The following is a 25432-nucleotide window of genomic DNA, read 5'->3' as shown; positions in this document are numbered from 1 at the left end:
ATGGCGATTGCACTGCTGATCAGCGCTGTACTGTTCATCGCCGCCCTCGGGTTGGTGCTGGCCAACCTGATAAAACACCGGCGCGGCCAGCGCCTGGTTGCCCAACGTTTGCAGGGCCAGATGGCGCGCGAACACACGTTCGGCACGCTGATGCGCCAGCTGGGTAGCAGCCCGCTCGCGCAACGCTCGGTGAGCCTGGACAACGAAACCCAGATCCTGCTCAACCGTGTCGGTTGGCGCAAAGCCAACCAGCGCTCGATGTTCGCCGCCTTCCAGGTCGGTACGCCGTTGCTGCTGTTGATCATTACCCTGGTGGTCCAGGAGGTGATGTACCCCGCGACCGGCTCGCCGTGGCTGGCGCCGTTGCTGGCGCTCGGCATCGGTTATCTGTTGCCCAAGCGCATTCTGGCCAGGGCCGCCAAGGCGCGCCAGCAACGCATCTCCCGCGAGGTATCGACCTTCATTCCGCTGCTGCGCATCCTGTTCGAATCCGGCATGGCGGTTGAACAAGCGCTGCGCGTGCTGAGCATTGAAGCGCAACGTCTGTTGCCGGCGCTGACCCATGAGTTGCGCTTGATCCTCACACGGGTCGACTCGGGCCTTGAGCTGAGCGAGGAACTGGGCAAGACCGCTCGGCTGCTGGCCGTGGATGAATTCACCGACACCTGCACCATCCTCCAGCAACTGGTTCAGCAAGGCGGCGGCGCGATGAAATCGCTGCTGTCGCTCAAGCAATTGCTCGACGACCGACGCCTCACGCGGATTCAGGAATTCGTCTCGAAGATGTCGGCAAAAATGTCCGTGGTAATGATGGTGTTTTTGTTTCCCGCCTTGCTGATCGTGCTCGGGGGGCCCGCCTTTATTGGCATCACCCGGGCCTTGAGTAACTTATGAGGAGCGCCCGATGAAAGCCTTGATAGCCGGTTTGAGCCTGTTGCTGCTGAGTGGCTGCGCCACCAATGGCCAAACCCCGTGGGGCGCGTTTACCGGCACCGGCAGTTGCCCCAAGCCCAGTTCCGATCAGGAGCTGTCGCTGAACCTGGCCGATGAAATGGCCGGCGACGGCAAGCTGCACGCCAGCCTCGCCAACCTGCAAAGCTTGCCGGCCAATCTGCCCCAGGTGCGCCTGCGCCAGGCCAAGGCCTATCGCCTGCTCGGGCGCAGCGAAGCCGAGCCGTTGTACCGCAGCCTGATCGGCACCTGCATGGCCGCCGAAGGCGAACACGGCCTGGGGCAGATCGCTTCGGCCAAGGGCGATAACGGGCAAGCAATGGCCCACTTGCAACGCGCCGCCCGGCTGGCGCCTACCGACGAGAAAATCCGCAATGACCTGGGCGTGGTGTACCTCAACCAACTGCGCCTGGAAGACGCACGCTTTGAATTCATGACCGCCATGGAACTCAAGCAAAGCGACCCGCTGGCGGCGGTCAACCTGGTGACGCTGTTGATTTATCAGGACAACTGGAAGCAGGCCGCGCAACTGGTCAGCCAGATGGGCCTGAGCCCCGAGCAAGTCACTGAGGCCCAGGCCCGCGCCGAGAAACTCAAAGGCTCAGGCACGCCCGTCGCCAAAGCCAAGGATCAAGTCGCCGCCGTCAGTGATGCCGCAAGCACCCCGAGGAATTGATGATGAAAACACCTTATCTCGCCAGCCTGGCCATGCTCGTGTTGCCCTTCAGCGCCATGGCCATTGAGCCCGGCCCGTCGTCGCCGCAGCAGGCCTTGACCGAGCAATGGCTGACGCTGCAGGTCACGGGCAGCGCGGCGTCGCAAACGCCTCAGAAGGCCTCTGCGGCCGAACGTGACAAGGCGCACCAGCGTTTACTGGACAGCTACAAGTATCCGATTCCGGAATATTTCGATCAGAAGGTGGGGGGCAAAACTCAAGGGAGTAATTGAGAAAAAACCTGCCAGGTCTCCATCAACAGGTGGGAGCGGGCTTGCCCGCGATGACGGTGTGTCAGCTAATACAGCCGTGACTGATCCACCGCCATCGCGGGCAAGCCCGCTCCCACATTTTGACCGAGTTTAAACGGGCAGATCAGTGCGCCGTCACTCGCTGGCGCAGCGCTGAATTATTTGGCGATAACGCCAATGCCAATTGCGTGCGGTTGTGCATGTGCGTCAGGCGCAGTACTTGGGACACGTACAGCTTCACCGTGTTTTCAGTGATGCCCAATTCGCAGGCAATCTGATAGTTGGTCTGCCCCTTCCCCACCAGCCGTGCGACATCCAATTGGCGTGGCGACAACTGGTTGAAGATCGCCGGGATTTCCACCGGCCCGGCGTCCTCGGCCGACACCTCGTCGCTTTCCCCCCCAGGCCGGCTGCTGCGCACTTTATCGAGGTCCTGATACAGGTCGTTGATGGACTCGGAAAGAAACTGCAGTTTCTGGTTCAAGTTACCCAGCTGCAGGTCCTTTTTGCGCTCTTGCAGCGCGGCTTCCTGGCGCTGCAAGCCTTCGAGCAACTCGTGCAGGTTGATCGGTTTCTGGTAGTAGTCCGCGATGCCTGCGCGCAGGGCCTTGATCACGTCCTGCTTGTCGGCACGACCGGTCAACATAATGGCTTCGAACGCGCGCTGCTTACCGGCGATTTTTTGCAGGGCCTGCACTAACTCGATACCATCCATCTCCGGCATATGCAGGTCGCACAGCACCAGGCCGATGTCGGCATCTTCGCTGAAACGCTTCAGGGCCTGTTGGCTGGATTCACATGGGACGCAGCGGTAACCGCTGCTTTCAAGAAATTCACAGAGCTCTTCCACGATCAGCGGCTGATCATCGACAACGAGCACTTTTACCGCAGAGGTAAGCTTGTTCACGCGCTACTCCATGCATTTCAAGCCAAAAGATTGACCATCCCTTTACGACACATATTCCCGTATATCTACTCATTAAACGTAGACGTACTTTCTGACTATGTACATAGCGTTAATCCCCCCTGACGACTAATGGATCCAAAACCACGCAACACTAAAACCCACCAGTAAAAACGGGGCGAATGGCTGCTTTTTTGACACACCGGGCGCCAGATAGCCCATGTGCTTTTTAAGATGTTGATTCATATGCGGCCAAAGCGTTGGCGCAACGATCAGCCAGACTAAGTTGGCGACTGCCGCCCCTACAAACGACCACAGCAAGTACTTCGCATCCGACACCAACGCCAATGCTGCAAGCAGCTTTACGTCCCCCGCGCCCAGACGACCGACGGCGTAGCCAGGCAAGGTCAGCAGCAGCGCCAGAAAAAACGCCAACAGCCCCTGCCCGGTCGACGCCCCCAGCCACGTGGTGCCCGTCCAGAACAGATAGATCATCGCCAACAAGGCAACGCCCAGCGTCAGACGATTGGCGAGTAACCGCTGCCGAACATCCTGCGCTGCACACAGCACCAACCACACCATCACCACTGCGCCATGGATCACGTAAAAAACATCCCTTTTTGCCGATTGATTCTATGCTGATATCAAGTAGTAGCCGTCAGGGTAGACGCGGTGATGAAAACAAGCCTCCCGGATAAGCAAAAAGGCGCGGCAGCAATCGAATTCATTGCTGTGTTCGTGATTTTTTTTGCCGTGTTCTACGGCATGGTCAGCTATAGCCTGCCGCTGCTGTTGTTGCAGTCGTTCAACCAGGCGACGGCAGAAGCCGTGCGGCTGAGCGTGGCGCTGGACCCCAACATGCAGGGCTACGCCGCCGCCGTGCAAAACACCGCCAAAACCGCAGTCGCCAACCGTTTGCTGTGGATCCCGCCCGCCTACAAATTCGACGCCGCCACGCAAGTTACCACCACCTTCAACAGCGGCTTGTTGTTAGTGAAGATCAACTACCCCACAGCCAACCTGCAGGCGGTAATGCCGTTTATTGTCCTGCCCGGCATCGGCACGGTACCGCAGCTGCCGACGACGCTGCAGGCCACCTCGAGCCTGCAGTTTTGACCTCGGGGGACAAATTCTTCGGGCGCCTGCTCGGCCGAAGCAGCGCGCTGGCCCTGGACACGCCTGCGCCGCATGCCGCCGGGCTGCACCTGTGGTTGGACGCGCACGGCCGCGTGCTCGAAATCAGCGGTGCACTGCGTCCACATCTGGCGCAGTACACGGGTTCACCGCCCCTCCTGGACCTGTTGTGTGCCCACAGCGCGAGGGTGGTAGAAGGCGTTCCTGCCGATTGGCAGCGCCACAGCCTCGACCTGGATTTTCGCGGCGTCGCCGGGCAAGTCCTGCAAACGCGAGGCACGATTGAAGCCCAGGATAACGGCTGGCTGCTGCATGCCGTGGACATCGGCGATTTGCTCAATGGCCGGCACCTGGCAGAGCAGCGCGAACAGAATCAGCAATTGGCCAGCCTTGTGAGTGAACACCTGAGTGTGTGCAGCCTCAGCCGGCTGCCCGACGTGTTCAACGAACAGTTGGCCAGCGTGGCGCAGCGTTGGCGCATCCCGTGCGTGGCCCTCGCGCTGCTCGATCAAGAGGACCAGGACTGGGTGATCTACAGCCAGTATGCCAACCATGATGCGCCGCTGTTCTGGCACGACGGGCAGCGCCTCGGCACCTGCCTGGACAGCCTCAACGGCACTGCCCCGCTGAGTTTGCAGGCACCTTATGGACGCGGAGAACACCCGCGGTTGCACAGCGTATTCGGCAATGCCGACGGGTTTCTGGTGCCGTATCGCGATGGCCAGGGCGTGGCCGCGTGGTTACTGTGCGGCGCGTACAACGGCCAGCCGCACATGCGCGACCGCGATTGGCTGAACCTCGCCGCCGCCCTCGCCGCGCCGTTGCTCGGCCGCCTGCGCGAGCAACGCCACCACCAACAATTGGAGCGCCTGGAAGCCCTGCAAGGCCTGCTGGGCACCGGCTGGTTCGAGTTGCTGCCGGCCAGTTCTGAAATCCAACTCGCGCCGCAATTGATGCGCAACATCGGCTCAGAGCAAGCCCAAACCCGGCAAGCCCTCGACACCTGGCTGGCGTTCATCCACCCCGCCGACCGGGAGGAACTGCACAGCCGCCTGCGCGACCTGCAGACCCTGGGCAAGCCGTTGCTCGCCAGCGTACGCCTCAACCGTGGCGACAGCGCCCAACCGCCCACCTGGTATCGCGTGCAGGGCCAAGTGCTGGGCGTGGGTGAGCAACGCCGCTGGGTCGGGTTCATGCTCGACATCAGCGACATCAAGAACCAGCAGGTGCAAGCCGATGCCGCCCATGCTCGCCTGGATAACCTGATTGCCAGCTCACCGGCGGTGATCTACGTGCAGCGCTACGTGAACGGCGCTCTGCTGCCGGTGTTTTTCAGTGACAGCCTGCTGCCGTTGCTGGGCCGCACCCTGGCCGAGTGCAGCCACGACAGCCTGGTGCAATGGGTGCATCCCGACGACCGCGACCTGTACTTTCAGCGCACGCGCCAACTGCTGCGCGAAGGCAGCGTGCGCAGTCGTTACCGTGTGCAGGACACACACGGCGATTACCACTGGCTGCTCGACGAAGCCAAATTGCTGCGCGACGACCTGGGCCTGCCGGTGGAAGCAATTGGCCTGTGGCTGGACGTCACCGACGCGACCTTGGCCGCGCAACAGGTCAAGGACAGCGAGGAGCGTTACCGAATTCTGGTGGAAGACTCCCCGGCGATGATCTGCCGCTACCGCCCGGACCTGACCCTGACCTTCGGCAACACGCCATTGGCCAACTACCTCGAATGCCGGCCCGCACAGTTGCGCGGGCTGAACCTGGGCAACTGGCTCTCAGCCGAACAGCGCGAGGCGTTTGTGCAGCGTATCGGGCAGTTGACCCCGGAGTTTCCAGTCAGCACCGCCGAAATCAGCCTGCAACTGCCCGGGCGCGAACACGCCTGGTGGGTCTGGTCGGACCGCGGCGTGTTCGATGAGCACGGTGCCCTGGTCGAGGTGCAGGCCGTGGGCCGCGACAACACCGAAGTGCGTCGCTCGCAGCAGCAACTGACGCAAAGCGCAAAAATGGCCACCCTCGGTGAAATGGCCACCGGCCTGGCCCATGAGATCAACCAGCCGCTGAACGTGATGCGCATGGCCGTCGTCAATGTGCTCAAGCGCCTGGGCAATGGCGACGTGCAGGTCGATTACCTCACCGAAAAACTCCAGCGCATCGACGCCCAGGTTCAACGCGCAGCCCGGGTGGTGGACCATATGCGCGTGTTTGGCCGCCGCTCGGAGGTCGAGCAGCAACCGTTCGACCCGGCGCAGGCGGTTGAGGGCACCCTGTCGCTGCTCAGTGAAGGCCTGCGCGGCAAAGGCGTGGAAGTTCGCCTGACCCAGGCGGACGTTCCCGTGCAGGTCAAAGGTTACGTCGACCAGCTTGAACAGGTGCTGATCAACCTGATGGTCAACGCCCGCGATGCCCTGCTGGGCCAGCGCGAAAAAAACCCTGAGCTGCGCCCGTGGATTGCCGTGCACACCGAACACGATAGCCGCCACGTGCGCATCTGGGTCGAGGACAACGGCGGGGGCATTGACCCGCGCTTGCTCGAGCGGATCTTCGAACCGTTCTTCACCACCAAGCCGATTGGCGTGGGCACCGGGTTGGGCCTGTCGGTGAGCTACGGCATCGTTGAAAACATGGGCGGACGCCTCAGCGTCAGCAATGGCGAACACGGCGCGCGGTTTTGTGTGGAACTGCCCAGGGCCACCGACGTTTAGATCACCAGGTAGGCCTCGCCGGTCTGGCCGCAGGTCAGGTTGGCGCCCACGTTCACATTCGTCAGGCTGATGCCCAACATGTTCAACAGGTTGTTGAGGATCGGGTTGAGCAGCGGCCCCAGCAGGCTGTCCACCACCGGGGTGACGATGGCGCTGACGCCGCCGAGCAGCGACACGACGCTTGCCGCCAGCGCGCCCAACGGGTTACTGCCGACCGGCTGGTACGCCGTAATGCCTACGCCATTAAGCGTGGTCGACAGGCTGCTGACCACATTGGTTGCCGGCGCGGCAGCCTGATAGGTCGGGGTGAGGCCCACGTTAGGTGGCGTGGCGAACGGCGCAGTACTGGAGAACACCAGGGTCTGATTGCTCGCCGCAATCGGGCTTAGCACCTTGATCGCGACGCCACCGCCGGCGAACGGTACACGCGTACCGCAAGTGCCGATTCCGAGGATTTCATGGCAGGTCTTGGTGCCGATATCGATCAGCGCCAAAGGCGCCACGGTCATCGGCAAGGTGCTGGAAAACGCATTGGTGATAGCGCCCACATTCAGCGACGCCAGCGAGGTGGTGGTGTAGGCCGTCAGGCTCTTGGTGCCAGCGCTGCCCGTCGGGCAACTGTAGGCGGTGACATAGCTGCTGGCGCCGCCGGCATCCAGCACGATATTGAGCGGCAGGTTGCCCGGCAACGCCAGCAGGTCCAGTTGTTGGCAGCCGGCCCCCAGCAAACACAGCGCCGAGTTGATCGTGCTCACCAGGTTCAGGCTCAACAGGCTGTTGATCACCGGCGTCAGCGGCCCCACCAGGTTATTCACAGCCGTGGTGAGCCCCGACAAACTACTCAGCACCGGCAGGCTGACCGTCACCTCGGTGCGCACCTGGGCAGTGCGCACATAAATCGCATTCGGCCCCTGGGGGTTGGCCGCGGCCAACGCCGGGTCGCCAATCGCCGAGAGTTGCGGCGGCTCGATCACTTTGACCTGCGTGGTGATATTGGCCAGCCCCAGCAGGCTGACGGGTAAGGTCGCGGCAGCCGCACTCTGGCTGTTGGACAGCTGCACCACGCCCTGAATCAGCTGGAACACCTGCAGGTTGGCATTCAGCGCGGCGGCGGTAGTGCCCGTCTGCAACTGCAGGATCTGCCCGAGGGTCAGCGGGGCCTGGTTGATGGCGGCGATTTTCAAGCTGCCCAGGGCCGTCAGTACATCCGCCGTCGCGCCGTTGGCGGTGAGCACCGTGATTGCGGCCTGGATCAACTGCGAGGCGGTGACATTGGTGTTGAGCAGTTGGGTGTAGTTACCTGCGGTCACGCCCAGGTTGATCGCCAGTTGGTCGAGGTAACTGAGCAGGCTGATATTGGTATTGAGCAAGCCATTCCAGCCGGCGAGTGTCAGGTTGAGGTTGCCGCCGAGCAAGCCGCTGAACAAGGGGTTCAACAGGCTTGCGCTGGCGGTGTTGACGCTGGCCAACGTGCTGTTGATGGTCAGTTGGGCCAAGGATGGCGTGGGCTTGGCCGCCACCGCCGTGGCTGACAGGACCGTGTTGAGGCTGACCGGGTTGCCGGAAAACAGCGCCCACACGCCGCCGGCCACGCTGGTCGTGACGGTTTTGCTGGCCACTACCTGAATGGCTGACGACAGCGCGGGGTTTGCGCTGAACGTGCGCTGGCCCGAGGCGCCAGTGGTGACGGAGCCACAGCTGGTCACCAGGGTGTTGCCGTTGCCCACCACGAAATAATTGCGCGCCACGCTTTGCCCGGCGTAGGCCGCCGCACTCAACCCTGCCAGGCAGGTGCCATTGCGGCTGACAGCTTCCAGCGCTGCCGTGTCCGCCACGCCTTGCAACTTGCGCTTTTCCAGGTACAAACGGCCGCTGTCGATCACCAGCAAGGTAAACGCCAACACCACCGCCAATACGCCGGCGGCCATCAAGCCAATGGCGCCGCGCTGCTTGCAATGAAATCGGGGAGACATCGAGCACTCCTGTGCCGGCGAGTCGCCGAGCGCTTACTCTCCTGGGGTGTCTTTGAGTGTAGACAAGGGCTGAGGGATGCGCTGACTCAAGGCTGCAGGAGATCCAATGTGGGAGCGGGCTTGCCCGCGATGGCGGTGGGTCGGTCACAGCATTATTGACTGACACTGCGCTATCGGGGGCAAGCCCCCTCCCACAGGGAATTGGGGAAAGGTTTAGTGCGGCGGGTAGTTGGAGAGGATTTTGCTGACGGTGGTGCGGATGGCGTTGTTGCGGTCCTGTGGATTTGGGCTGCTGGCCATCATCTGCTCGTCACTGCCGCGCCACACCAGCTTGCCGTCCTTGCCGTCCAGCAAGTCGATCTGGATGGTTGCGACTTTGTAGGTGATGTTGCGCGTTTCGTTGTACATCGGCGCGCCCCAATAGCCATTCCATGGACCACCCCACGCGCCGCCGTAGTTGGTGGTGACTTGTTGCTGGCGGTCTTCGACGATCAAGTAAGCCTGCACGTTCAGGTCAGCCTTGGTGCCGGCTGCGGCGGGACGCAGGCCGCGTTGGTCAAGTTGTTCGCCCACGGCCTGGCGGATGCGCTGCTCGGTGAGGTCGCTCTTGATCCGCGGATCATCCGGGCGATATTGCAGCGCCGGGTCTTTCCAGGCCCAGTTGCGGTAGGCGCCGAAGTCGCGGCTGGCGTCAAAGTCGTGGTTGACCTGGTTGGACTGGCAACCGCCCAGCAACACGACAACAGCAAGTGCAGCAATGCGACGAAACATGGTTTATCTCCAAAAGACAATTCAGCCTGAGATGAGAATAGCTGCTAACTGGGTGGATAGGCGCTCATTGCCTTCTGCATCGCTTCGCGCAAGGCATCGGCCCGTTGGCTCAGGCTGCCCTGGCTGGCGGTTTCGGCGCTGGTGCTCCACACCGGCTGGCGTGTGCGGGCATCGAACAGGCTGATGCGCGCCACGGCGACCGTCACTTCATACGTGCGCACCACCGGCACGGTGTTGTACATGCCGTAGCCATTGCCATAGCGGTTATAGCCGCCGTAGCCGTAGCCATAGTCGTCCTGGACCTGGCGCAGCCGTTTTTCCAGACGCACATCGGCGCTCACCAGCAGGTCGGGCGCACGGTTGTCATGCAAGGGTCGCAGGCCTCGCTGGTCGAGCGCGCCACTGACCGCCTCGGCAATCTGCGCCGAGTCGGCCCAGGCTGTGCCCGCCGGCAGTTGGCCGTTGAGCCAGCCCCAGCTGCGGTAGGCGCCATAGTCGCGCACCGGCGCCGGGTAGGCGCTGGCATCAAAGGTGTTGGCCGCCTGGGCCGGTGCCGGGGGCATCGGCGCGGAAGCGGCCACGTAGGGATTGGGGCTGGAGCAGGCGCTCAAGCCCACCGACAACAGGATCAAACAGAGACGACGCATTTCGACCTCCGCAGACTGGGCCGCTTAAACCGGACGGCAAATCCAGTGCAAATAACGCCCAAGTCCGGCAAAGCTTGGGTGACGACGGTGAGCGAGTTCCATCTCCAACAAATCCTGCACATCGGCGCGGGCCTGAAATTCCACCGGCATATAGTCGTGGAACACCCGCACGCCACTTTGGCTTTCGACCTGCCAAAGCCCCTCGAGTTGCGCCGCCAACTCCCGCGGGTCGAGCGGCTGCTGCGGGGTGAGGCTCTGCTTCTCGCCGGCCATGTCGTTCTTGCGCATTTTGCGAAAGTGGCCTTTGAGCAGGTTGCGGTAAATCAGCGCATCGCGGTTGTAGAACGCCAGCGACAGCCAGCCGCCCGGCACGGTGAGCTGGTGCAGCACCGGCAGGATCGCATGGGGTTCGGCCAGCCATTCCAGCACGGCGTGGCACAGCACCAAATCGTAGGGCTGGGTGAGTTGGCCGAGCAGTTCTTGCCAGGGTGCGTGGATAAAGGTTGCGCTTTGGCCGGCGTCGGCGAAGCGTTGGCGCGCGCCTTCGAGCATCGGCTCGGCGGGCTCGGCCAGGGTCACTTGGTGGCCGCGCTCGGCCAGCCACAGCGACATATGCCCCAGGCCTGCGCCGATATCCAACACCCGCAATGGACGGTCCGGCAGCGCTTCGATCAGGTCGGCCTGGAGCACCGCCAGGCGAATTGCGCCTTTGGCACCGCCGTAGATTTTCTCGGCAAAGCGCGTGGCCAACTGGTCGAAATGACGATCACTCATGGGCAAACCGCCGTTCGCTGTCGGCCAGCTTGGCGCGTACCACCTCGTTCATGTCCAGGCCCAACTCGCTGCACAGCAACAGCAGGTACAACACGATATCGCCGACTTCCTGCCCGGCGTGGGCGAGTGTGTCGGCGGGTAGCTGGCGCGATTGGTCTTCGCTCAGCCATTGGAAGATTTCCACCAGCTCAGCCATTTCCACACTGGCGGCCATGGCCAGGTTTTTCGGGCTGTGGAACTGCTTCCAGTCGTTGTTATCGCGGATGCGGTGCAGGCGTTCGGTGAGGTGTTCGAGGTTCATGCGGGGGCTCCTGAAGGTGTATAGCTTCGGGGGGATCAGGGATGAAGGCAAGTGAATCCCGGTGGTGTGTTTGAGGGCGCCATTGCGGGTAAGCCAGCTCCCACAGTTGAATCGGGTGTAGATCAAACTTGGGAGGGGTTGCTGGGGGCGCTATCGCGGATAAGCCAGCTCCTACATTTGAATCGGGTGTAGATCAAACTTGGGGGGTTGCTGAGGGCGCCATCGCGGGCAAGCCCGCTCCCACATTTGAATCGGGTGTAGATCAAACTTGGGAGGGGTTGCTGAGAGCGCTATCGCGGGCAAGCCCGCTCCCACATTTGAATCGGGTGTAGATCAAACTTGGGGGGGGGTGCTGAGGGCGCATCGCAGGCCAGCCAGCTCCTACATTTGAATCGGGTGTAGATCAAACTTGGGAGGGGTTGCTGGGAGCGCTATCGCGGGTGAGGCTGCGCCTGCATTTGATAGGTGTTTGCGGGCTTGTTGTGGCGAGCGGGCTTGCCCCGCGTTGGAGCGCGAAGCGGCCCTGAAATCTGACGACGCGAGACATGAGTCTTCTGGGGCTGCTGCGCAGCCCAACGCGGGGCAAGCCCGCTCGCCACAATGGGGTGGGGTGGGTTGGCTAATCGACGACGCTGAATTCGAGGCGGGCGGTTTGGCCGGCTTCGTCGAGGACGCTGAGCTGGTAGCGGCCCAGCTGTTCGAAGCTGGCGTTGATGCTGTCCTGATTGGCGCTGTCGCCCAGTGGCGCGCCGTTGAGGAACCACCAGCGCCGGCCACTGCCGCCCAGGGCGGAGATTTTCAAGTGCAGGGCCTGCTGGCTGGCGGCGGGCAGGCGCAGTTGGTCGCCTTCGCGTACGCCGACGATGGACAGCGGCGACGAGGCGGCCAGCGCTGGCGGCGGGCAATCGGGGTCGGCAGCCGGGATGCGCGCCTCGCGGCGCTCCCCCCTGGGCAGCCAGGGCTCCAGCGGAGCCGGCCACAAGGCGATATTTTTTGACACTGCGCCAGGGCAATGCGCGTCCACCCGCAAGCCTTTGGCATTGACCCACACGCTTTCCATCAATCCCACGCTCAACGGCTGATCCAAGGCCTGCAAGGTCGGCGGCGTGGTGTTGTCCAGCGTCCAGGCAAAGCGCTGACGGCGGCAATTGGGGTCGCTGCGGCTCATGGGCTGGCCCAGCGGCCAACAGATCGCGGCCACGCCAACATTGGCAGGCACCGGCCTGACGGGCGCGCTGATCCCGCGCTGGCTGTCGCGGTTGGTCAGCACGTCATGCACCTGCAACATCAACGGCGCCGCCGACGCCAGACCGAACTGCCCCGGTACGGGCGTGCCGTCGGGCCGGCCAATCCACACGCCGATCAGGTAGCGCGGCCCCACACCCAGCGCCCAGGCATCGCGAAAGCCATAGCTGGTGCCGGTTTTCCAGGCCAGCACCGGGCGCTGCACCAGCTCGGCACGCGGGTCACGGTCGGGCCGCGCCTGGCCGCTGAGGATGCGCCGCACAATCCAGGCGGACCCTGGCGACAGTAACGGCCGTTCTTTAAGCGTATCGTCCGGCTGTAATCGGATAGCAGCACTCCTGCCGTCGCGGGCAAAGGCGCTATAACCGCTGACCAAGTCCTCCAGACGGCTGCCCGCCCCGCCCAGAATCAGCGCCAGGTTCGGTTCGGCCAACGCCGGCAATGCCAGCGGCACGCCGCCGATGCGCATCTGCGCAGCAAACCGTTTCGGCCCATAGGCCTCCAGCAACTGCACCGCCGGCAAATTCAATGAACTGGACAGCGCCGTACTCGCCGGCACTGCGCCGCTGAAACCCATGGAGAAGTTGCCTGGCCGGTAATCGCCATAACGCCGGGGCACGTCCTGCAGCAGCGACTCGGAGTGGATCAACCCCTCGTCCAGCGCCATGCCATACAGAAAGGGTTTCAAGGTCGAGCCGGGCGAGCGCAGCGCGCTGATCATGTCGACATGGCCAAAGCGCTTGGCATCATTGATATCCACCGAGCCGAGGTAGGCGCGCACGGCCATGGTTTCTTCCTCCACCACCAGGATGGCGGCGGAGGTGTGTTCCGGCAGCCGCGCGCGCCAGCCCAGCAGCAGGTCTTCGAGGCGGCGTTGCAGTGTGGCGTCGAGGGTGGTGCGGATCAGCGGCGGGCTGTCCGGACGGTTGAGGCGGCGGGCCAGCAACGGCGCGAGGCTGGGTTCGAGCCGAGGGGCGAGCAGCAGCGGCTCTTGCAGGGCTTCATCAACGGCCGACTGCGGCCACACCTGGAATTCGGCAAGGCGGCGCAGCACTTTGTCGCGGGCCTGCTGGGCACGTTGCGGGTGGCGATCCGGACGCAGACGGCTCGGCGCCTGGGGCAATACGGCGAGCAACGCGGCTTCGGCATGGGTCAGCTGCGCCGGGGACTTGCCCAAATACGCCCAACTGGCCGCCGCCACGCCCTGCAACGTCCCGCCAAAGGGCGCGCGGTTCAGGTACAGATTGAGGATTTCGTCCTTGGACAAATGCCATTCCAACTGCGCAGTGCGCCACAGCTGACGCAGCTTGCCGTGGAAAGTGCGCGAATGCGGGTCGAGCAACCTCGCCACCTGCATCGACAAGGTGCTGCCGCCCGACACCACGCGCGCGCCGGTCAGGTTCTGCCACGTCGCCCGCAGCAGCGCCAGCGGGTTCACGCCGGGGTGCTCGTAAAACCAGCGATCTTCGTAGGTGAGCAGCGCGTCCAGGTAATACGGCGACACCTCACGGGTCTGCACCGGATACCGCCACACGCCATTGGCATCGGCAAAGCGCCACAACGGCGTGCCATCCTCGGCCAGCACCACGCGCGCCAAATCATCCTTGGGCAAAGGCAGCGGCCACATACGATCCGCCAGCCACAACAGCGCAATCACCAACAACACCAAACCCACGCCCACGCGCAGTAAATGTGGGAGCTGGCCTGCCTGCGATGACGGTCTATCAGTCGCCTCACTCACAACGGCCCCACCCCGCCCACAACAAATCGCAAATTCAACCCCGCAAACCTCTATGCTTCACGGAACTAGCCGCGATCCTTCGACCAAAGGCCCAGTGCTGGCAATTTCGTCCACTTATTCATCGAGACACACCTATGCAAGCAGACTTTTTCGGATGGTTGGGTAACACGATTGGCCTGATCATCCACTACATCGTCGAATTCTTCAGTGGGCTGTTCAATATGCTCACCCATGCCGGTGGCGACTTCGTCGGTGGCATGTCCCGCGCACTGGGCATGGACACCTCGATCATCAGCATCATCACCCTGATCATCGGCCTGCTCTTCCTGTATTCGGCCGTTCGCGCCTTCATGCGCGCTTCGATCATCCTGGGCGTCATCTGGCTAATGCTCGGCCTCTGGCTACTCAGCTGGGTCGTCCACTAACCTCACAACCCCCCACTCCCCTGTAGGGGCTGGATTGCCTGCGATAGCGATCTATCAGCCACCAAAATGTGCCGGCTGACCCGCCGCCATCGCGGATAAGCCAGCTCTCACATTTGAACCGAGTGCCTACCGCCAGGTATCAGCGCCCCTTGATCACCAGATCCGCCGGCGTCTCCCCCACCGCTTGCCAGTTCGGCCGATACATCGACTCCACCTGCGGCGGCGGCACGCGATAAGTCCCCGGCGTCACCGCACGCGCCAGGTACAACAAGTGCGTGGTGGCGCCATAACCCTCCAGGTTCATCGCCGCCACATAGCGGTCATCGCGGAACTCCTGGTGCTTGAGCGACGCGTTCTGCATCGACTCGCGCCACTCCTTCACCTGGCTGCTGGCGTTTTCCAGGCTGGCTGCACTTTGTGCCAGGTTCTGGTTCTCCAGCTCCAGGCCAGCCGGCAACAGGTCAACCACCAACGCGTCCGGTACACGCTGCTTGGCGCTGACCGCCACATGCACCAGCACCAAATCACCGCTGTTGACGTTATGCAGGTTCAACGGCTGGCCATTCATGCCCAGGTATTCGCGGCGGATACTCAGGTTGTCGCCGCCCGGTGCCGGTGGCACTTGGGGGTAACCCGAGATCGTCAGTTGCTGGTAAACCGGCGCCTCGCCCTGATTGCTCAGGGTCAGGTCGCTGGACAGCTGCTTGCCATCCAGCGCCAGCGTCGATTGTTGGTTATTCAACGTTTGCACACCGCCACTGCCGGTCAGCGACACCTGCCAGTTCGACTCCGGCTGGGAAAACCCGAGGCGCCCGGCAAGGAACAGTGAATTACGCTCCTGGGTCGAGAGATATGGGCTGGCGGCCAACTGGTCCGAGAGCGTAAACAAACGCTCCTCGCGTTTGCCCTTGGCCAAGTCGTTTTCTTCAAGCAATGCCAGGATCATCGCCTGATCACGCAGCGGGCTGCCGTAGTCGGCCAGCCACTCGTTGGCATTGCGTTGCGCCGCCAGGCCGGCAAGCAAGGCTTGATCGGCACGTGGCTGGTCGCCCATTTTTTGCAGGGCAATGGACAACTGCACCAACGGCAACCCGGAGCGCGCCTCGCTGCGGCGCTCGAAGATACTGCGCAACGCGCCCAATGGCGCTTGCTGACTGCGCGCCAGCACCATGCCGGCATAGGCCTGCACGGCAAAACGGGTGTGGTCGGCGTTGTCGCTGTAATCCACTTCGATCAGGTTGCGTTCCTGCACGTAGCGCAACAGGCGTTCGCTGGCTTTCTTCAGTGCTTCAGGCGGCACGGCAAAGCCCTGGTCGCGGGCGCGCAGCAGGAAGTCGGTGACATAAGCAGTCAGCCAATACTCCTCTTCGCCGTCGGCGCCCCACAAACCAAAGCTGCCGTTGTAGCGCTGCATGCCCAGCAGGCGCTCGATGCCGAGCTCGATCTTGCGTTTGCGTTCGCTGTCCGACTCGCCCTTGACGCCCAGGCGCTTGAGCAGGGCGGCGTCGGCATACAGCGACGGATACAGGCCGCTGGCGGTCTGCTCGAGGCAGCCATAAGGGTAAGCCTTGAGTGCACTGATCTGCGCGCCGAGGTTCAGCGGCGGCCGGCTCGACAGGCTCAACAGTGCCTCGCGCCCCGAGGCATCGAACAGGTCCAGGCTGCCGACCGGCAAGCTCCACGGCTGATCCTTGAGCACTGCGCGGTAATGCTTGAGCAGCGCCGGGTAGGCCGGGCGCACACCCAGGGTCCACTCGCGGCTGAACGGCGGCAGGTTTTCGCCCGGCAGGTCGAGGCCATTTACGGTGACCTTGACCTTGCCCTGCCCTAAGCCGCCCCAGGCTTTGACCGGGATGCGCAAGGTGGTGCGCTGGCCTTGCTTGAGTTCAACAGACTGCGCGCCGCTGTTGACCAGTTCCAGTTGCCCTTCAGTGCTCAACTGCACATCGAGCTTCTGCGCTGTGCCCGACAGGTTGGACAGGTCCAGCGCTAACGTGGTCTGGTCACCACCGGCGAGAAAGCGCGGCGCCGACAGCTCGGCAATCAGCGGCGCGGCAATCACCGTCTTGCCTTCGGCCATGCCATAACGATCATCGCTCCAGGCTTGGGCCATCAGGCGCAATTGGCCATTGAAGTCGGGGATATTGACGCTGACTTCGCCCTCGCCCTGTTCATTCAACGTCACGGGCGCGCTCTGCAACGCCACAATGGTCACGCTGGTGTCCGGGCGCTTGCCGCCCTTGGCCAGCGCCGCATCACCACCGAAGGCCAGGCTGGCCAAACGGCCCTGGCCGGCCTCGATCAACTGGCCGTAGATATCGAACTGGTCCACGCCATAGGCCTTGCGACCAAACAGGCTGGAGTATGGGTCCGGTGTCGGGTATTCGGTGATATTGAGGATGCCCACGTCCACGGCCGCCAGCAGCACATGCACCTGCTTGGGCACGCTGCCGTCAGCGTTCCTGGCGGCGATCTTCACCGTCAGCGGTTGTTTGGGGCGCATTTTTTCCGGCGCGGTGAGGGTCAGGCCGAGTTTGCGCTGGGTGCGATCCAGTGGCAGGTGCAGCAAACCCACGGCCCGTTTAGGCGTGATATTGGCCTTGCGCTCACCCGGACGAATCACCAGCGCGCTGACGTACAGGTCATGGCGCGACCATTTCGGGTCGAGCTTCACGGCGAAGCTTTTGCCTTCGGCCGGCACATCGATTTCCTGCCACCACAGCGGCCCTTCACTGGATTCCACCAGCAGGTAGCCTTTACCGGCTGCCGGTGGCGTGACGGTGACATTGGCGGTATCGCCATCGCCATACGCCGGTTTATCCAACGCCAATTTGACTTGGTCGGGGCGCACGGCACCGCCTTCGGTGTTGTCCTGGGCCTGGTAACCGGCCCAGAAACGCAGGCTGCTGACCAGCCCGGTTTGCGGGTCTTCGACCTCGACACGGTACGGGCCCCACTCGACCTGGAAGCTGACCTTGGCGGTGTCGCCAGCCTTGATATTCAGGGTCTGCTCGTCGAGGTTGAGGAATTTCTCGTTGAAGTGGTAACTCCAGCCGTCGCTTTCCGAGTAGTTCCAGTAGTAGTCGCGGCGCTCACGCACCAGGCGCACCTTGAGGTTTTGCGCGGCGAGTTTCTGCCCGTCCTGGTTGGCCAGCAGCACTTCGAATTCCGCTGGGCCATCGCCGTTGGTTTCCTTGCCATCAAACAAACCACGCAGGCCCGGCAGTTGCTCGGCCGGCCAGATCGGCTGCACCAGGCGCCGAGTGATCGGGCGCCCACCTGACTCTTGCAGGCTGGCTTGCACGATCAGTTGCAGGGGTGACTTGGCCTCGGCCCATTTGCTTTCCAGCGTCAGGTCTTCCTGGCCCTTGGCGTCGAGCACGCTTTCGTCCAGCTCGAAATCCTGACTCAGTTCTTCTTCGGTGACGGAGCCGAACTGGTAGCCCGGCAGCGATTTGACGGCCTCGCGCAACGGGCGCACATACACTTGCCCGCTGACGCGGTTGCCCGATGCCGGTGCGCCGTAGAGGTAGCGACCATTGACGTGAATCACCGGGTTATCCGCCGGGCTCAAGGCTGTGTCACTGCCCTTGAGTTCCAGCGCCAGGCGCTCGGGCAGGAAGTCTTCGACAAGAAACTCATACAGCTGCGGCTTGCCGTCGCCCAGGTCGAACACCAGTTGCCAGCGCCCGGTCGGCGCTTCACCGGCCAACTGCAATTGATACTGATAGAGGCCCGACGCATCGGCATCCCACACGAACTTGCGGCTGACCTGCTCATCCGGCCGGCGCACCTCCACGCTCACCGGTTGCGGCTTGACGGCATTGCCATCCTTGTCGCGCAACAAAGCGTTGAGCAGCACGGTTTCACCGGGGCGATACAGGTCACGTGGGCCGAACACAAAAAACTGCAGTGGGTGCGCCGGCTGGCCGCCGATATCGAACTCGGCCAGGTCCAGCGCAGCGCTGTCCAGACGCAGCAGGCTGGTCTGTTCGCCAAGCTTGGCCAGCAACACCTGGGCCTTTTTCGGCAGCGGCAACTCGGCATGGCCACCCTTTTCGGTCTTGCCCTGGCCCAGCACACGGCCTTCGGCATCCAGCACTTCGAGGTCCACGCCCTCCAGCGCCTTGCCACCTTCGAGCGCCTGGGTAAACACATCCAGGCGATTGGCATAGCGGTGCACCGACAGGCCGATATCACTCAACGTGAACAGCGTGGCCGGTTGCGAATAGTTGTAGGTGCCCGTGGCGCGCATGACCGCCAGGTACACGCCCGGCTGCTGCAATTGCTTGAGGCCGGCGATCGGCAGCAACAGGGTTTCGCGCGTATTGCGCGCCGGGTTCAGGTCGAAGCGGCCGCCGTAGACCAAGTCGGCCATCGGTAACAGTTCGCGCGACTCATAACTCTGCAGGCTGGTGTTACGCCCCCACTGCGCGAGGAACGAGGGCAGCGATTCGGGCTTGATACGGAAAAACTCGACATCGATCTTGTCAACGTTCAGCGCAATCACCGGCAGGCCTTCGGCCAGGCGCGTCGGCAACAACGTGCCGCGGCTGGCAAAGCCGACCGTGGCTTGCAGGTCACGGGTTTCCAGGCGCGCGGTGTACTCGGCGGCGAGCTTGTTGTCGTTGACCGCCTTGACTCCGGCGTCGACGGTCAGCACCAGTTTGCGCTGCGGCTCGAGGTGGCGCAGGCGCAGCTCCATCAGGTTATCGGACAGCTCCCAGGCGCCATCGACCTTGCCGGACTTGCTGTCCACCAAGTGGACTTTGTCGGCGAATTTCTGCTCGGGGTCCAACGGGATGGAAAAGCTCACCGACAGCGTGCTGGCCCCGTCCAACTGGACTTCGGACACGTCCACCACGCTCAACTCACGGCCGGCATAGCGCTGTTTCAGCGCTGCCACATCCACCGCCGCTTTCGCCGGCTTGGGTGCAACCGTCGCCGCCGCAGGAGCGGTCGGGGCAGCCGGTTTATCGGAGGAATCGCAGGCGCTCAGCAGGGCCAGCGCGCAGGCCAGGAACAGTCCTTTGTTAAGCATGGGGCACTCGTCGTGAGAGGGGTCCGAGGGGTGAACTATATATCAGCCTGCGAGGGGCCGATGAGGTGCTGGTCACATTGACCGACGGAGGGTGCTTTGGTTCTGGCCCCTGATCACTCCAAGCCAAATCCCACAAGCAACACAGCTCAAATTGTGGGAGCGGGCTTGCTCGCGAATGCAGTGGGTCAGTCAACATGCCCTTCACTGATCCACCGCTTTCGCGAGCAAGCCCGCTCCCACATTGGTTCTGCGGTGCAGCGGGGGGCCAGTTACAATGCCGCTCCCCCAAAGGAGCCTCCATGACTACCCTGCTCACCGACTGGCGCCACCGCCCCACCCACCGTCGCGTATGGGCGCTGGCCGCGCCGATGATCCTGTCAAATATTTCGGTGCCGCTGGTGGCCCTGGTCGACAGCATGGTCATTGGCCACCTGCCCCACGCCCACCAGTTGGGCGCCGTGGCCGTCGGTGCCAGCCTGTACACCTTCCTCGCCTGGGCCATGGGCTTTCTGCGCATGGGCTCCACCGGGTTCGCTGCCCAAGCCGCCGGGCGCAATGACGGCGCGGCGCTGCGGCAAATCCTGCTGCAAGGCCTGCTGCTGGCACTGGGGTTGGCGATGTTGCTGGGCACCATCGGCATTCCGCTGAGCCACCTGGCGCTGGAGTGGATGCAACCCTCTCCCGAACTCAATCAGCTGACCCGCGAGTTTTTCCACACGCGCCTGTTCGGCCTGCCCGCCGCCCTGGCCAGCTACGCGTTGGTGGGCTGGTTCCTGGGCACGCAAAACGCCCGCGCGCCGCTGGCGATTCTGTTGACCACCAACCTGGTCAACATCGCCTTGAACCTGTGGTTCGTTCTCGGCCTGGAGTGGGGCGTGGTCGGCTCCGCACGTGCGTCAGTCATCGCCGAATGGACCGGCGCCCTGCTCGGCCTGGCCCTGACGCAAAACGCCCTGCGCGCCTACCCCGGGCAAATCGCCTGGGCCGCGCTCAAAGTTTGGCAAAGCTGGCGCCCGTTGCTGGCGGTGAACCGCGACATTTTCATCCGCAGCCTCGCCCTGCAATCGGTGTTTTTCATGATCACGGTGCAAGGCGCGCGCCTGGGCGACGCCACCGTGGCAGCCAACGCGCTGCTGCTCAATGGCCTGCTGCTGACCGCCCATGCCCTGGACGGCCTGGCCCATGCCGTCGAAGCCCTGTGCGGGCATGCCATCGGCGCCCATGATCGGCAGGCGCTGCGCCGTTCGCTGGTGGTTGCCTGCGGCTGGTCACTGATCGCCAGTGTCGGGTTCGCGCTGCTGTTCACCTTTGCCGGCCATTTGTTTATCGCGATGCAAACCGACATCCCCGACGTGCGCGAAACCGCCGACATTTACCTGCCGTATCTGGCCGTGCTGCCGTTGATTGCGGTGTGGAGCTACTTGCTCGACGGCCTGTTTATCGGCGCCACCCGCGCGCGGGAAATGCGCAACGGCATGCTGCTCACCGTGGCGATGCTGCTGCCCTTCGCCTGGGCGCTGCAGCCGTACGGCAACCACGGCCTGTGGATAACCTTCCTGCTGTTCATGGCCCTGCGCAGCCTTACTTTATGGGCGATTGCCTGGCGCTTGAATCGGCAGAATCAGTGGCTTGGATAAAAGCCGTGACGCGGTCCAATACCGGCGCCAGCCAGCGTAAGGGCCGAGCGATAGACGCCACCAGTGTCGCGTGGCTGGTCTTGGTGAAGTAAAACACTTCAACCGGTACATCCGCTGCGCGCAGTTTTTTCGCCAACCCACCGGTGTTGCGCGTGGGGTTGACCAGCGTGTCGCTCACCGACGCGATCAACAGACTCGGCGGCGCAGCGTGGCTGACATGGTTGATCGGCTGGGAGTCCGGCGGTGAGTCAGGAAAGAAAAACACCGGCTTCACGTCAGGGTTTTCAATCGGCAGAAAGTCGTACGGCCCGGCCAGGCCGATCCAGCCCTTCAGCATCGTGGGCGACAGGTTCACTGCTTTAAGCCAGCGCGGATCCAGCGCCAGCATCGACGCGTTATAGGCGCCAGAGCTGTGCCCCATCAGGTACAGCTGCCTGGGGTCAGCGCCGTAGTCGGCGATGTGTTGATAAGTCCAGGCGACGGCCTGGGCGTTGTCCTGCAGAAACGAGGGGTAGCGCACTTGCGGGTAGAGCCGGTAGTCGGCGATCACCACCACAATGCCGCGTGAGGCCAGAGCCTCGCCGACAAAACCGTAGTCATCCTTGGCGCCGCTGTTCCAGCTGCCGCCGTAGAAAAACACCACGACCGGGGTGTTGGGCAATGCCTTGATCGGACGGTAGACATCGAGTGTTTGGCGCGGGTCATCGCCGTAGGCAATGGAGGCGGTTTTGGTAAAGGTGCTGGAGGGCGTGAGTGCGTTGAGCACTTTGATGGGGGAGCAGGCCGCCAGGAATGCGGCGAATGCCAGGGTGAAGGCTTGCAGCCATTTGCTCGACATCGTTCAGACCCCACATGCAAGGCACTGCCAAATGAAGATCCAAATGTGGGAGCGGGCTTGCTCGCGAAGGCGGTGGGTCAGTTAACACATGTGTGACTGATGTACCGCTTTGGCGAGCAAGCCCGCTCCCACATTAGATTGCTATCAGCTTAGATCACGACGACAGGTACGAAGAACGCGTCAAACCAAGACGCAACGCGTCGAGGAACTGCGTACGCTCCGACGCACTGATCTTCGCGCTCGCGCACTTGTCACGGTAGTGCGTCATCAACTCCTCCGGCGACAAGTGCACATAGCGCAGCATGTCTTCGATGGTGTCGTGGGTCTCGATCCCGGCGCTGTACACCGAACCGTCTTCACGCTGGTAGATGTTCACCGAGTCGGTGTCGCCGAACAGGTTGTGCATGTCGCCCAGGATTTCCTGGTAAGCGCCCACCAGGAAAATGCCCAGCAAGTAGTCTTCACCTTCGTTCAAGGCGTGCACCGGCAAACTGGTTTCGATGCTCTGCTCGTCGACGTATTGCTTGATCTTGCCGTCGGAGTCGCAGGTCAGGTCTTGCAGCACGGCGCGGCGCAGCGGCTCTTCGTCGAGACGGTGCAACGGCAGAATCGGCAGGACCTGGCCGATCGCCCAGGTGTCCGGCAGGCTCTGGAACACCGAGAAGTTGCAGATGTACTTGTCGGCCAGCTTGTCGTTGAGCTCGTCGAGCACTTGGCGGTGCGAACGCTGACGGGCTTTGAGCGAGTCGTGCAGGCGACGGCACACCGCGAAGTAGCACTGCTCGGCCAAGGCTTTTTCCGCCAGGGTGATCTTGCCGTCGGCGTACTGGGTGGCCACGTCGCTCATGTAGTGCGTGGCACGCCAGTAAGTTTCGGTGACCATCTCGATGTCGGTCGGGCCCAGCAGGTCCACCAGCCACTGCACGGTTTCCGGCAGGTTTTCCTTGTTCTCGATCAGCGGGATTTCGTCGTTGTGTTTCTCGACGTCGGTGACTTGCACCACCAGCATGGCGTGGTGGGCGGTCAGGGAACGGCCGCTTTCGGAGAAGATATGCGGGTGCGGCAGGCTCTGCGCGTCGCAGAATTCCTTGAGCATGCCCACGACCACGCCGGCGTAGTCATCCATGTCGTAGTTGATCGAGCTGGCGTTACGCGAGTGCGTACCGTCGTAGTCCACGCCCAGGCCACCGCCGACGTCGATGTGGTCCACCGGCAGGCCGAGGTTGCGCAGTTCACCGTAATAACGAATGGCTTCCTTGAACCCGTGCTGGTAGTCGGCCAGGTTGGCGATCTGCGAACCCATGTGGAAGTGCAGCAGGCGGATGCCCTGGTCCAGGCCGGCAGCGCGGAAGCGCTCGACCACCGACAGCAGTTGCGCCGCCGACAAACCGAACTTGGACTTTTCGCCACCGGTGTCTGCCCACTTGCTCGACGCCAGGGACGACAACCGCACGCGCAGGCCGACCTGTGGCTTGACCTTGAGGTTGGCCGCCTCTTCGATCACCAACGCCACTTCGGATTCTTTCTCGATCACGATGAACACGTTGTGGCCCAGCTTCTGGCCCATCAGCGCGAGGCGGATGAACTCACGGTCTTTGTAACCGTTGCAGACGATGGTGCCGCCTTTCGGTGCCAGGGCCAGCACGGCCAGCAGCTCAGGCTTGGAGCCGGCTTCCAGGCCGATGGAAACGTCCTGGGTGGCGATGATGTTCTCGATCACCGCTTCCTGCTGGTTCACCTTGATCGGGTACAGCGCGGTGTACTTGCTCTGGTATTCCAGGCGCTCGATGTTCGCGTCGAACGCACCGGTCAGCTGGCGCACGCGGTCTTGCAGGATGTCGGGGAAGCGCACCAGCAGCGGCAAGGACAGGCCGCTTTTGCGCAGCTCGTCAACTTGTTCGTACAGATCGACAGGCGTGCTGTTCGGGCCGTTCGGACGGACTTCAACGCGACCGGCTTCATTGATCGCGAAATACCCGGCCCCCCAATGGCGAATCCCGTAAACACTGCGGCTGTCCGCAACTGTCCATTGGCTGCCATCGTCTTTGCGTGTGCGTCGTACGGACATCGAAGTCCCCTATATAAAGTCGAAGATCACCACACCCTTCTTGTAAGGCTGGCGAAGTCTAAAGAATGAAAATGACGATTTGCCTGTAAGGAAGGTAGACCCCACTCGCAGGACAGAGTTTAGACACCGGTCAGGAACAGGCTCTGTGAAAACCATGGAGACGACAGTTCGCGTTCAGCAAACCGGCGATCGGGGTGGGTTTCACAGAGGCTGCTAGCCGCCGGATTTCTTCGCCTTGTAACCCAGCTTGATCAGCTCGGCCAACAGCAACTCGACGTGATCGCCCTGGATCTCGATAACGCCGTCTTTCAACGCGCCACCGGTGCCACAGCGCTTTTTCAGCGTGGTAGCCAGTTCCTTCAGGGCATCTTCGGCCAGCGGCACGCCGGTGATGGTGGTCACCGTCTTGCCGCCACGGCCTTTGCTCTCGCGTCGCACGCGCGCAATACCGTCGCCTTCAGGGATCAGGGTCTGTTTGCAGGTGCACGAATCCACGGGCTGACGACAGTCCGGGCAGTGTCGACCTGCGTCGGTGGAAAATACCAGGCCACCAAGGGCGGCGAAGGATGCGGCTTTTTTGGCCACCGGCAATCCTCTTGGGAGGACAAAGACTGATCGGCGCTCACCAGGAGCATTACCGACCGCGAAGCCCCACTCAGGCAGGGGCAGCGCTACCGAACCGCAAAGGTGGTTCGGGTGAAAAGTCGCGCAGTGTAACGGCAAAAAGCCGGCTTGCTAAGAGCCAAATAGCGCCAATTTATGCAACTTTAGCGACGCAAGGCCAGATAGCGCCGCAAGCCCTCTTGAGCGTCCGGGCAGTAAGGCTTCTGTTCAGCTTCCTGCAGGACAATGTCAATGGGCAAAAACCGCGCTTCCATCACCTCTTCCGGTTGCAGGCGCAACGGGCCATCCCAGACAGCAGAGTAGGATTTGCACCAGAGCCGGCTGTCGCCATCCTCAAAGTAGAAATGGTCATGCTCGACCAGCGCCACGCCCGCAACGCCGAGCTCTTCTTGCAGCTCACGGACCGCCGAATCGGCGTAGCTCTCACCGGCCGCCACCATGCCGCCCGCTGCAGTGTCCCAGAAACCCGGGTACATGGCTTTGCTCAGGGTGCGCCGATGCACACACAACTCACCGGCAGAATTGAACAGGAAGATAAAGGTGCAACGGCCGATCAGGCCACGTCGGCGCAGGTCGGATCGCACCAGGGTACCGAGCAGGTTGTCCTGCTCGTCGACCCAGGCGATCAGTTCAGCGTCGGAGGCCGCGCGATGCGCGGCCTCCTTTTGAGTAGCGTCCATC

20 protein-coding genes are annotated in these 25432 nt (G+C 62.7%); 7 read left to right on the top strand and 13 right to left on the bottom strand.

Annotated features, from left to right (window positions below; translation table 11 throughout):
* The 3 genes from AACW30_RS29980 to AACW30_RS29970 are packed head-to-tail and all read left to right on the top strand — an operon-like array spanning position 1 to position 1899.
* Positions 1 to 894 (top strand): type II secretion system F family protein, encoded by an 894-nt coding sequence (locus tag AACW30_RS29980; protein ID WP_106577719.1) that lies wholly within the window; start codon positions 1 to 3, stop codon positions 892 to 894.
* Between the two features lie 10 nt (positions 895 to 904).
* A complete protein-coding gene (locus AACW30_RS29975) occupies positions 905 to 1627 on the top strand; it encodes a tetratricopeptide repeat protein (RefSeq protein ID WP_124416332.1) in 723 nt (240 codons plus the stop codon).
* Between the two features lie 2 nt (positions 1628 to 1629).
* Complete coding sequence (locus AACW30_RS29970; RefSeq protein ID WP_119737773.1) at positions 1630 to 1899, top strand: DUF3613 domain-containing protein; 270 nt, start codon at positions 1630 to 1632, stop codon at positions 1897 to 1899.
* 142 nt (positions 1900 to 2041) lie between these two features.
* Here the strand turns inward: AACW30_RS29970 and AACW30_RS29965 are convergent, their stop codons facing one another.
* Both AACW30_RS29965 and AACW30_RS29960 read right to left on the bottom strand, forming a co-directional pair.
* Positions 2042 to 2824, bottom strand: a complete 783-nt coding sequence (locus AACW30_RS29965; RefSeq protein WP_200624069.1) for a response regulator transcription factor — start codon at positions 2822 to 2824, stop codon at positions 2042 to 2044.
* A 126-nt stretch (positions 2825 to 2950) separates the two neighbouring features.
* Positions 2951 to 3424: a prepilin peptidase gene (locus AACW30_RS29960; RefSeq protein WP_119737778.1), complete on the bottom strand. Its 474-nt coding sequence runs from the start codon at positions 3422 to 3424 to the stop codon at positions 2951 to 2953.
* Positions 3425 to 3496: 72 nt separating this feature from the next.
* Here AACW30_RS29960 and AACW30_RS29955 point away from each other — a divergent pair, with 72 nt between their 5' ends.
* Positions 3497 to 3937 (top strand): TadE/TadG family type IV pilus assembly protein, encoded by a 441-nt coding sequence (locus AACW30_RS29955; protein ID WP_106577714.1) that lies wholly within the window; start codon positions 3497 to 3499, stop codon positions 3935 to 3937.
* The gene (locus AACW30_RS29950; protein WP_200624068.1) at positions 3934 to 6666 is read left to right on the top strand and encodes a PAS domain-containing sensor histidine kinase; all 2733 of its coding nucleotides are present in this window, start codon (positions 3934 to 3936) and stop codon (positions 6664 to 6666) included. Before AACW30_RS29955 ends, AACW30_RS29950 begins: the two co-directional genes overlap by 4 nt.
* On the opposite strand, the gene AACW30_RS29945 is transcribed toward AACW30_RS29950, so the two are convergent.
* From AACW30_RS29945 to pbpC, 6 genes are all read right to left on the bottom strand, one after another.
* Positions 6663 to 8639 carry a pilus assembly protein TadG-related protein gene (locus AACW30_RS29945; protein ID WP_200624067.1) on the bottom strand — a complete coding sequence of 659 codons (1977 nt, stop codon included), beginning with the start codon at positions 8637 to 8639 and terminating at the stop codon, positions 6663 to 6665. The genes AACW30_RS29950 and AACW30_RS29945 overlap by 4 nt on opposite strands.
* A 213-nt stretch (positions 8640 to 8852) precedes the next feature.
* On the bottom strand, positions 8853 to 9410 hold the full coding sequence (locus tag AACW30_RS29940) for a DUF4136 domain-containing protein (protein WP_119737784.1): 558 nt from the start codon (positions 9408 to 9410) through the stop codon (positions 8853 to 8855).
* 44 nt (positions 9411 to 9454) lie between these two features.
* The gene (locus tag AACW30_RS29935) at positions 9455 to 10057 is read right to left on the bottom strand and encodes a DUF4136 domain-containing protein (protein WP_106577710.1); all 603 of its coding nucleotides are present in this window, start codon (positions 10055 to 10057) and stop codon (positions 9455 to 9457) included.
* Between the two features lie 24 nt (positions 10058 to 10081).
* On the bottom strand, positions 10082 to 10831 hold the full coding sequence (locus tag AACW30_RS29930; RefSeq protein ID WP_124416327.1) for a methyltransferase: 750 nt from the start codon (positions 10829 to 10831) through the stop codon (positions 10082 to 10084).
* A complete protein-coding gene (locus tag AACW30_RS29925) occupies positions 10824 to 11132 on the bottom strand; it encodes a MazG-like family protein (RefSeq protein WP_119737788.1) in 309 nt (102 codons plus the stop codon). The genes AACW30_RS29930 and AACW30_RS29925 overlap by 8 nt, the downstream gene beginning before the upstream one ends.
* Positions 11133 to 11751: 619 nt before the next feature.
* On the bottom strand, positions 11752 to 14043 hold the full coding sequence (gene pbpC, locus AACW30_RS29920) for a peptidoglycan glycosyltransferase PbpC (RefSeq protein WP_179610140.1): 2292 nt from the start codon (positions 14041 to 14043) through the stop codon (positions 11752 to 11754).
* 209 nt (positions 14044 to 14252) lie between these two features.
* Here pbpC and AACW30_RS29915 point away from each other — a divergent pair, with 209 nt between their 5' ends.
* Entirely contained in the window at positions 14253 to 14543 is a 291-nt protein-coding gene (locus AACW30_RS29915) for a hypothetical protein (RefSeq protein WP_200624066.1), read from the top strand.
* A gap of 139 nt (positions 14544 to 14682) precedes the next feature.
* On the opposite strand, the gene AACW30_RS29910 is transcribed toward AACW30_RS29915, so the two are convergent.
* The gene (locus AACW30_RS29910; protein WP_200624065.1) at positions 14683 to 19584 is read right to left on the bottom strand and encodes an alpha-2-macroglobulin family protein; all 4902 of its coding nucleotides are present in this window, start codon (positions 19582 to 19584) and stop codon (positions 14683 to 14685) included.
* A gap of 299 nt (positions 19585 to 19883) precedes the next feature.
* Here AACW30_RS29910 and AACW30_RS29905 point away from each other — a divergent pair, with 299 nt between their 5' ends.
* Complete coding sequence (locus AACW30_RS29905; protein ID WP_200624064.1) at positions 19884 to 21221, top strand: MATE family efflux transporter; 1338 nt, start codon at positions 19884 to 19886, stop codon at positions 21219 to 21221.
* On the opposite strand, the gene AACW30_RS29900 is transcribed toward AACW30_RS29905, so the two are convergent.
* The 4 genes from AACW30_RS29900 to AACW30_RS29885 all read right to left on the bottom strand — a co-directional run bounded on the left by AACW30_RS29900 (position 21166) and on the right by AACW30_RS29885 (position 25431).
* Complete coding sequence (locus tag AACW30_RS29900) at positions 21166 to 22059, bottom strand: alpha/beta hydrolase (RefSeq protein WP_200624063.1); 894 nt, start codon at positions 22057 to 22059, stop codon at positions 21166 to 21168. The two genes, AACW30_RS29905 and AACW30_RS29900, sit on opposite strands and share 56 nt — an antisense overlap.
* Positions 22060 to 22213: 154 nt before the next feature.
* A complete protein-coding gene (speA, locus tag AACW30_RS29895) occupies positions 22214 to 24127 on the bottom strand; it encodes an arginine decarboxylase (protein WP_106577702.1) in 1914 nt (637 codons plus the stop codon).
* A 213-nt stretch (positions 24128 to 24340) separates the two neighbouring features.
* Positions 24341 to 24712, bottom strand: coding sequence for a translation initiation factor Sui1 (locus tag AACW30_RS29890; protein WP_005784408.1), 372 nt, complete (start codon positions 24710 to 24712; stop codon positions 24341 to 24343).
* A gap of 182 nt (positions 24713 to 24894) precedes the next feature.
* Entirely contained in the window at positions 24895 to 25431 is a 537-nt protein-coding gene (locus AACW30_RS29885; RefSeq protein ID WP_119737800.1) for an NUDIX hydrolase, read from the bottom strand.
* Position 25432: the final 1 nt, after the last annotated feature.

The organism is Pseudomonas sp. MF6747, assembly GCF_963890955.1.
Classification (GTDB): domain Bacteria; phylum Pseudomonadota; class Gammaproteobacteria; order Pseudomonadales; family Pseudomonadaceae; genus Aquipseudomonas.
The sequence above is the reverse complement of the archived record's forward strand: the minus strand, read 5'-3'. Positions and strand labels throughout refer to the sequence as shown.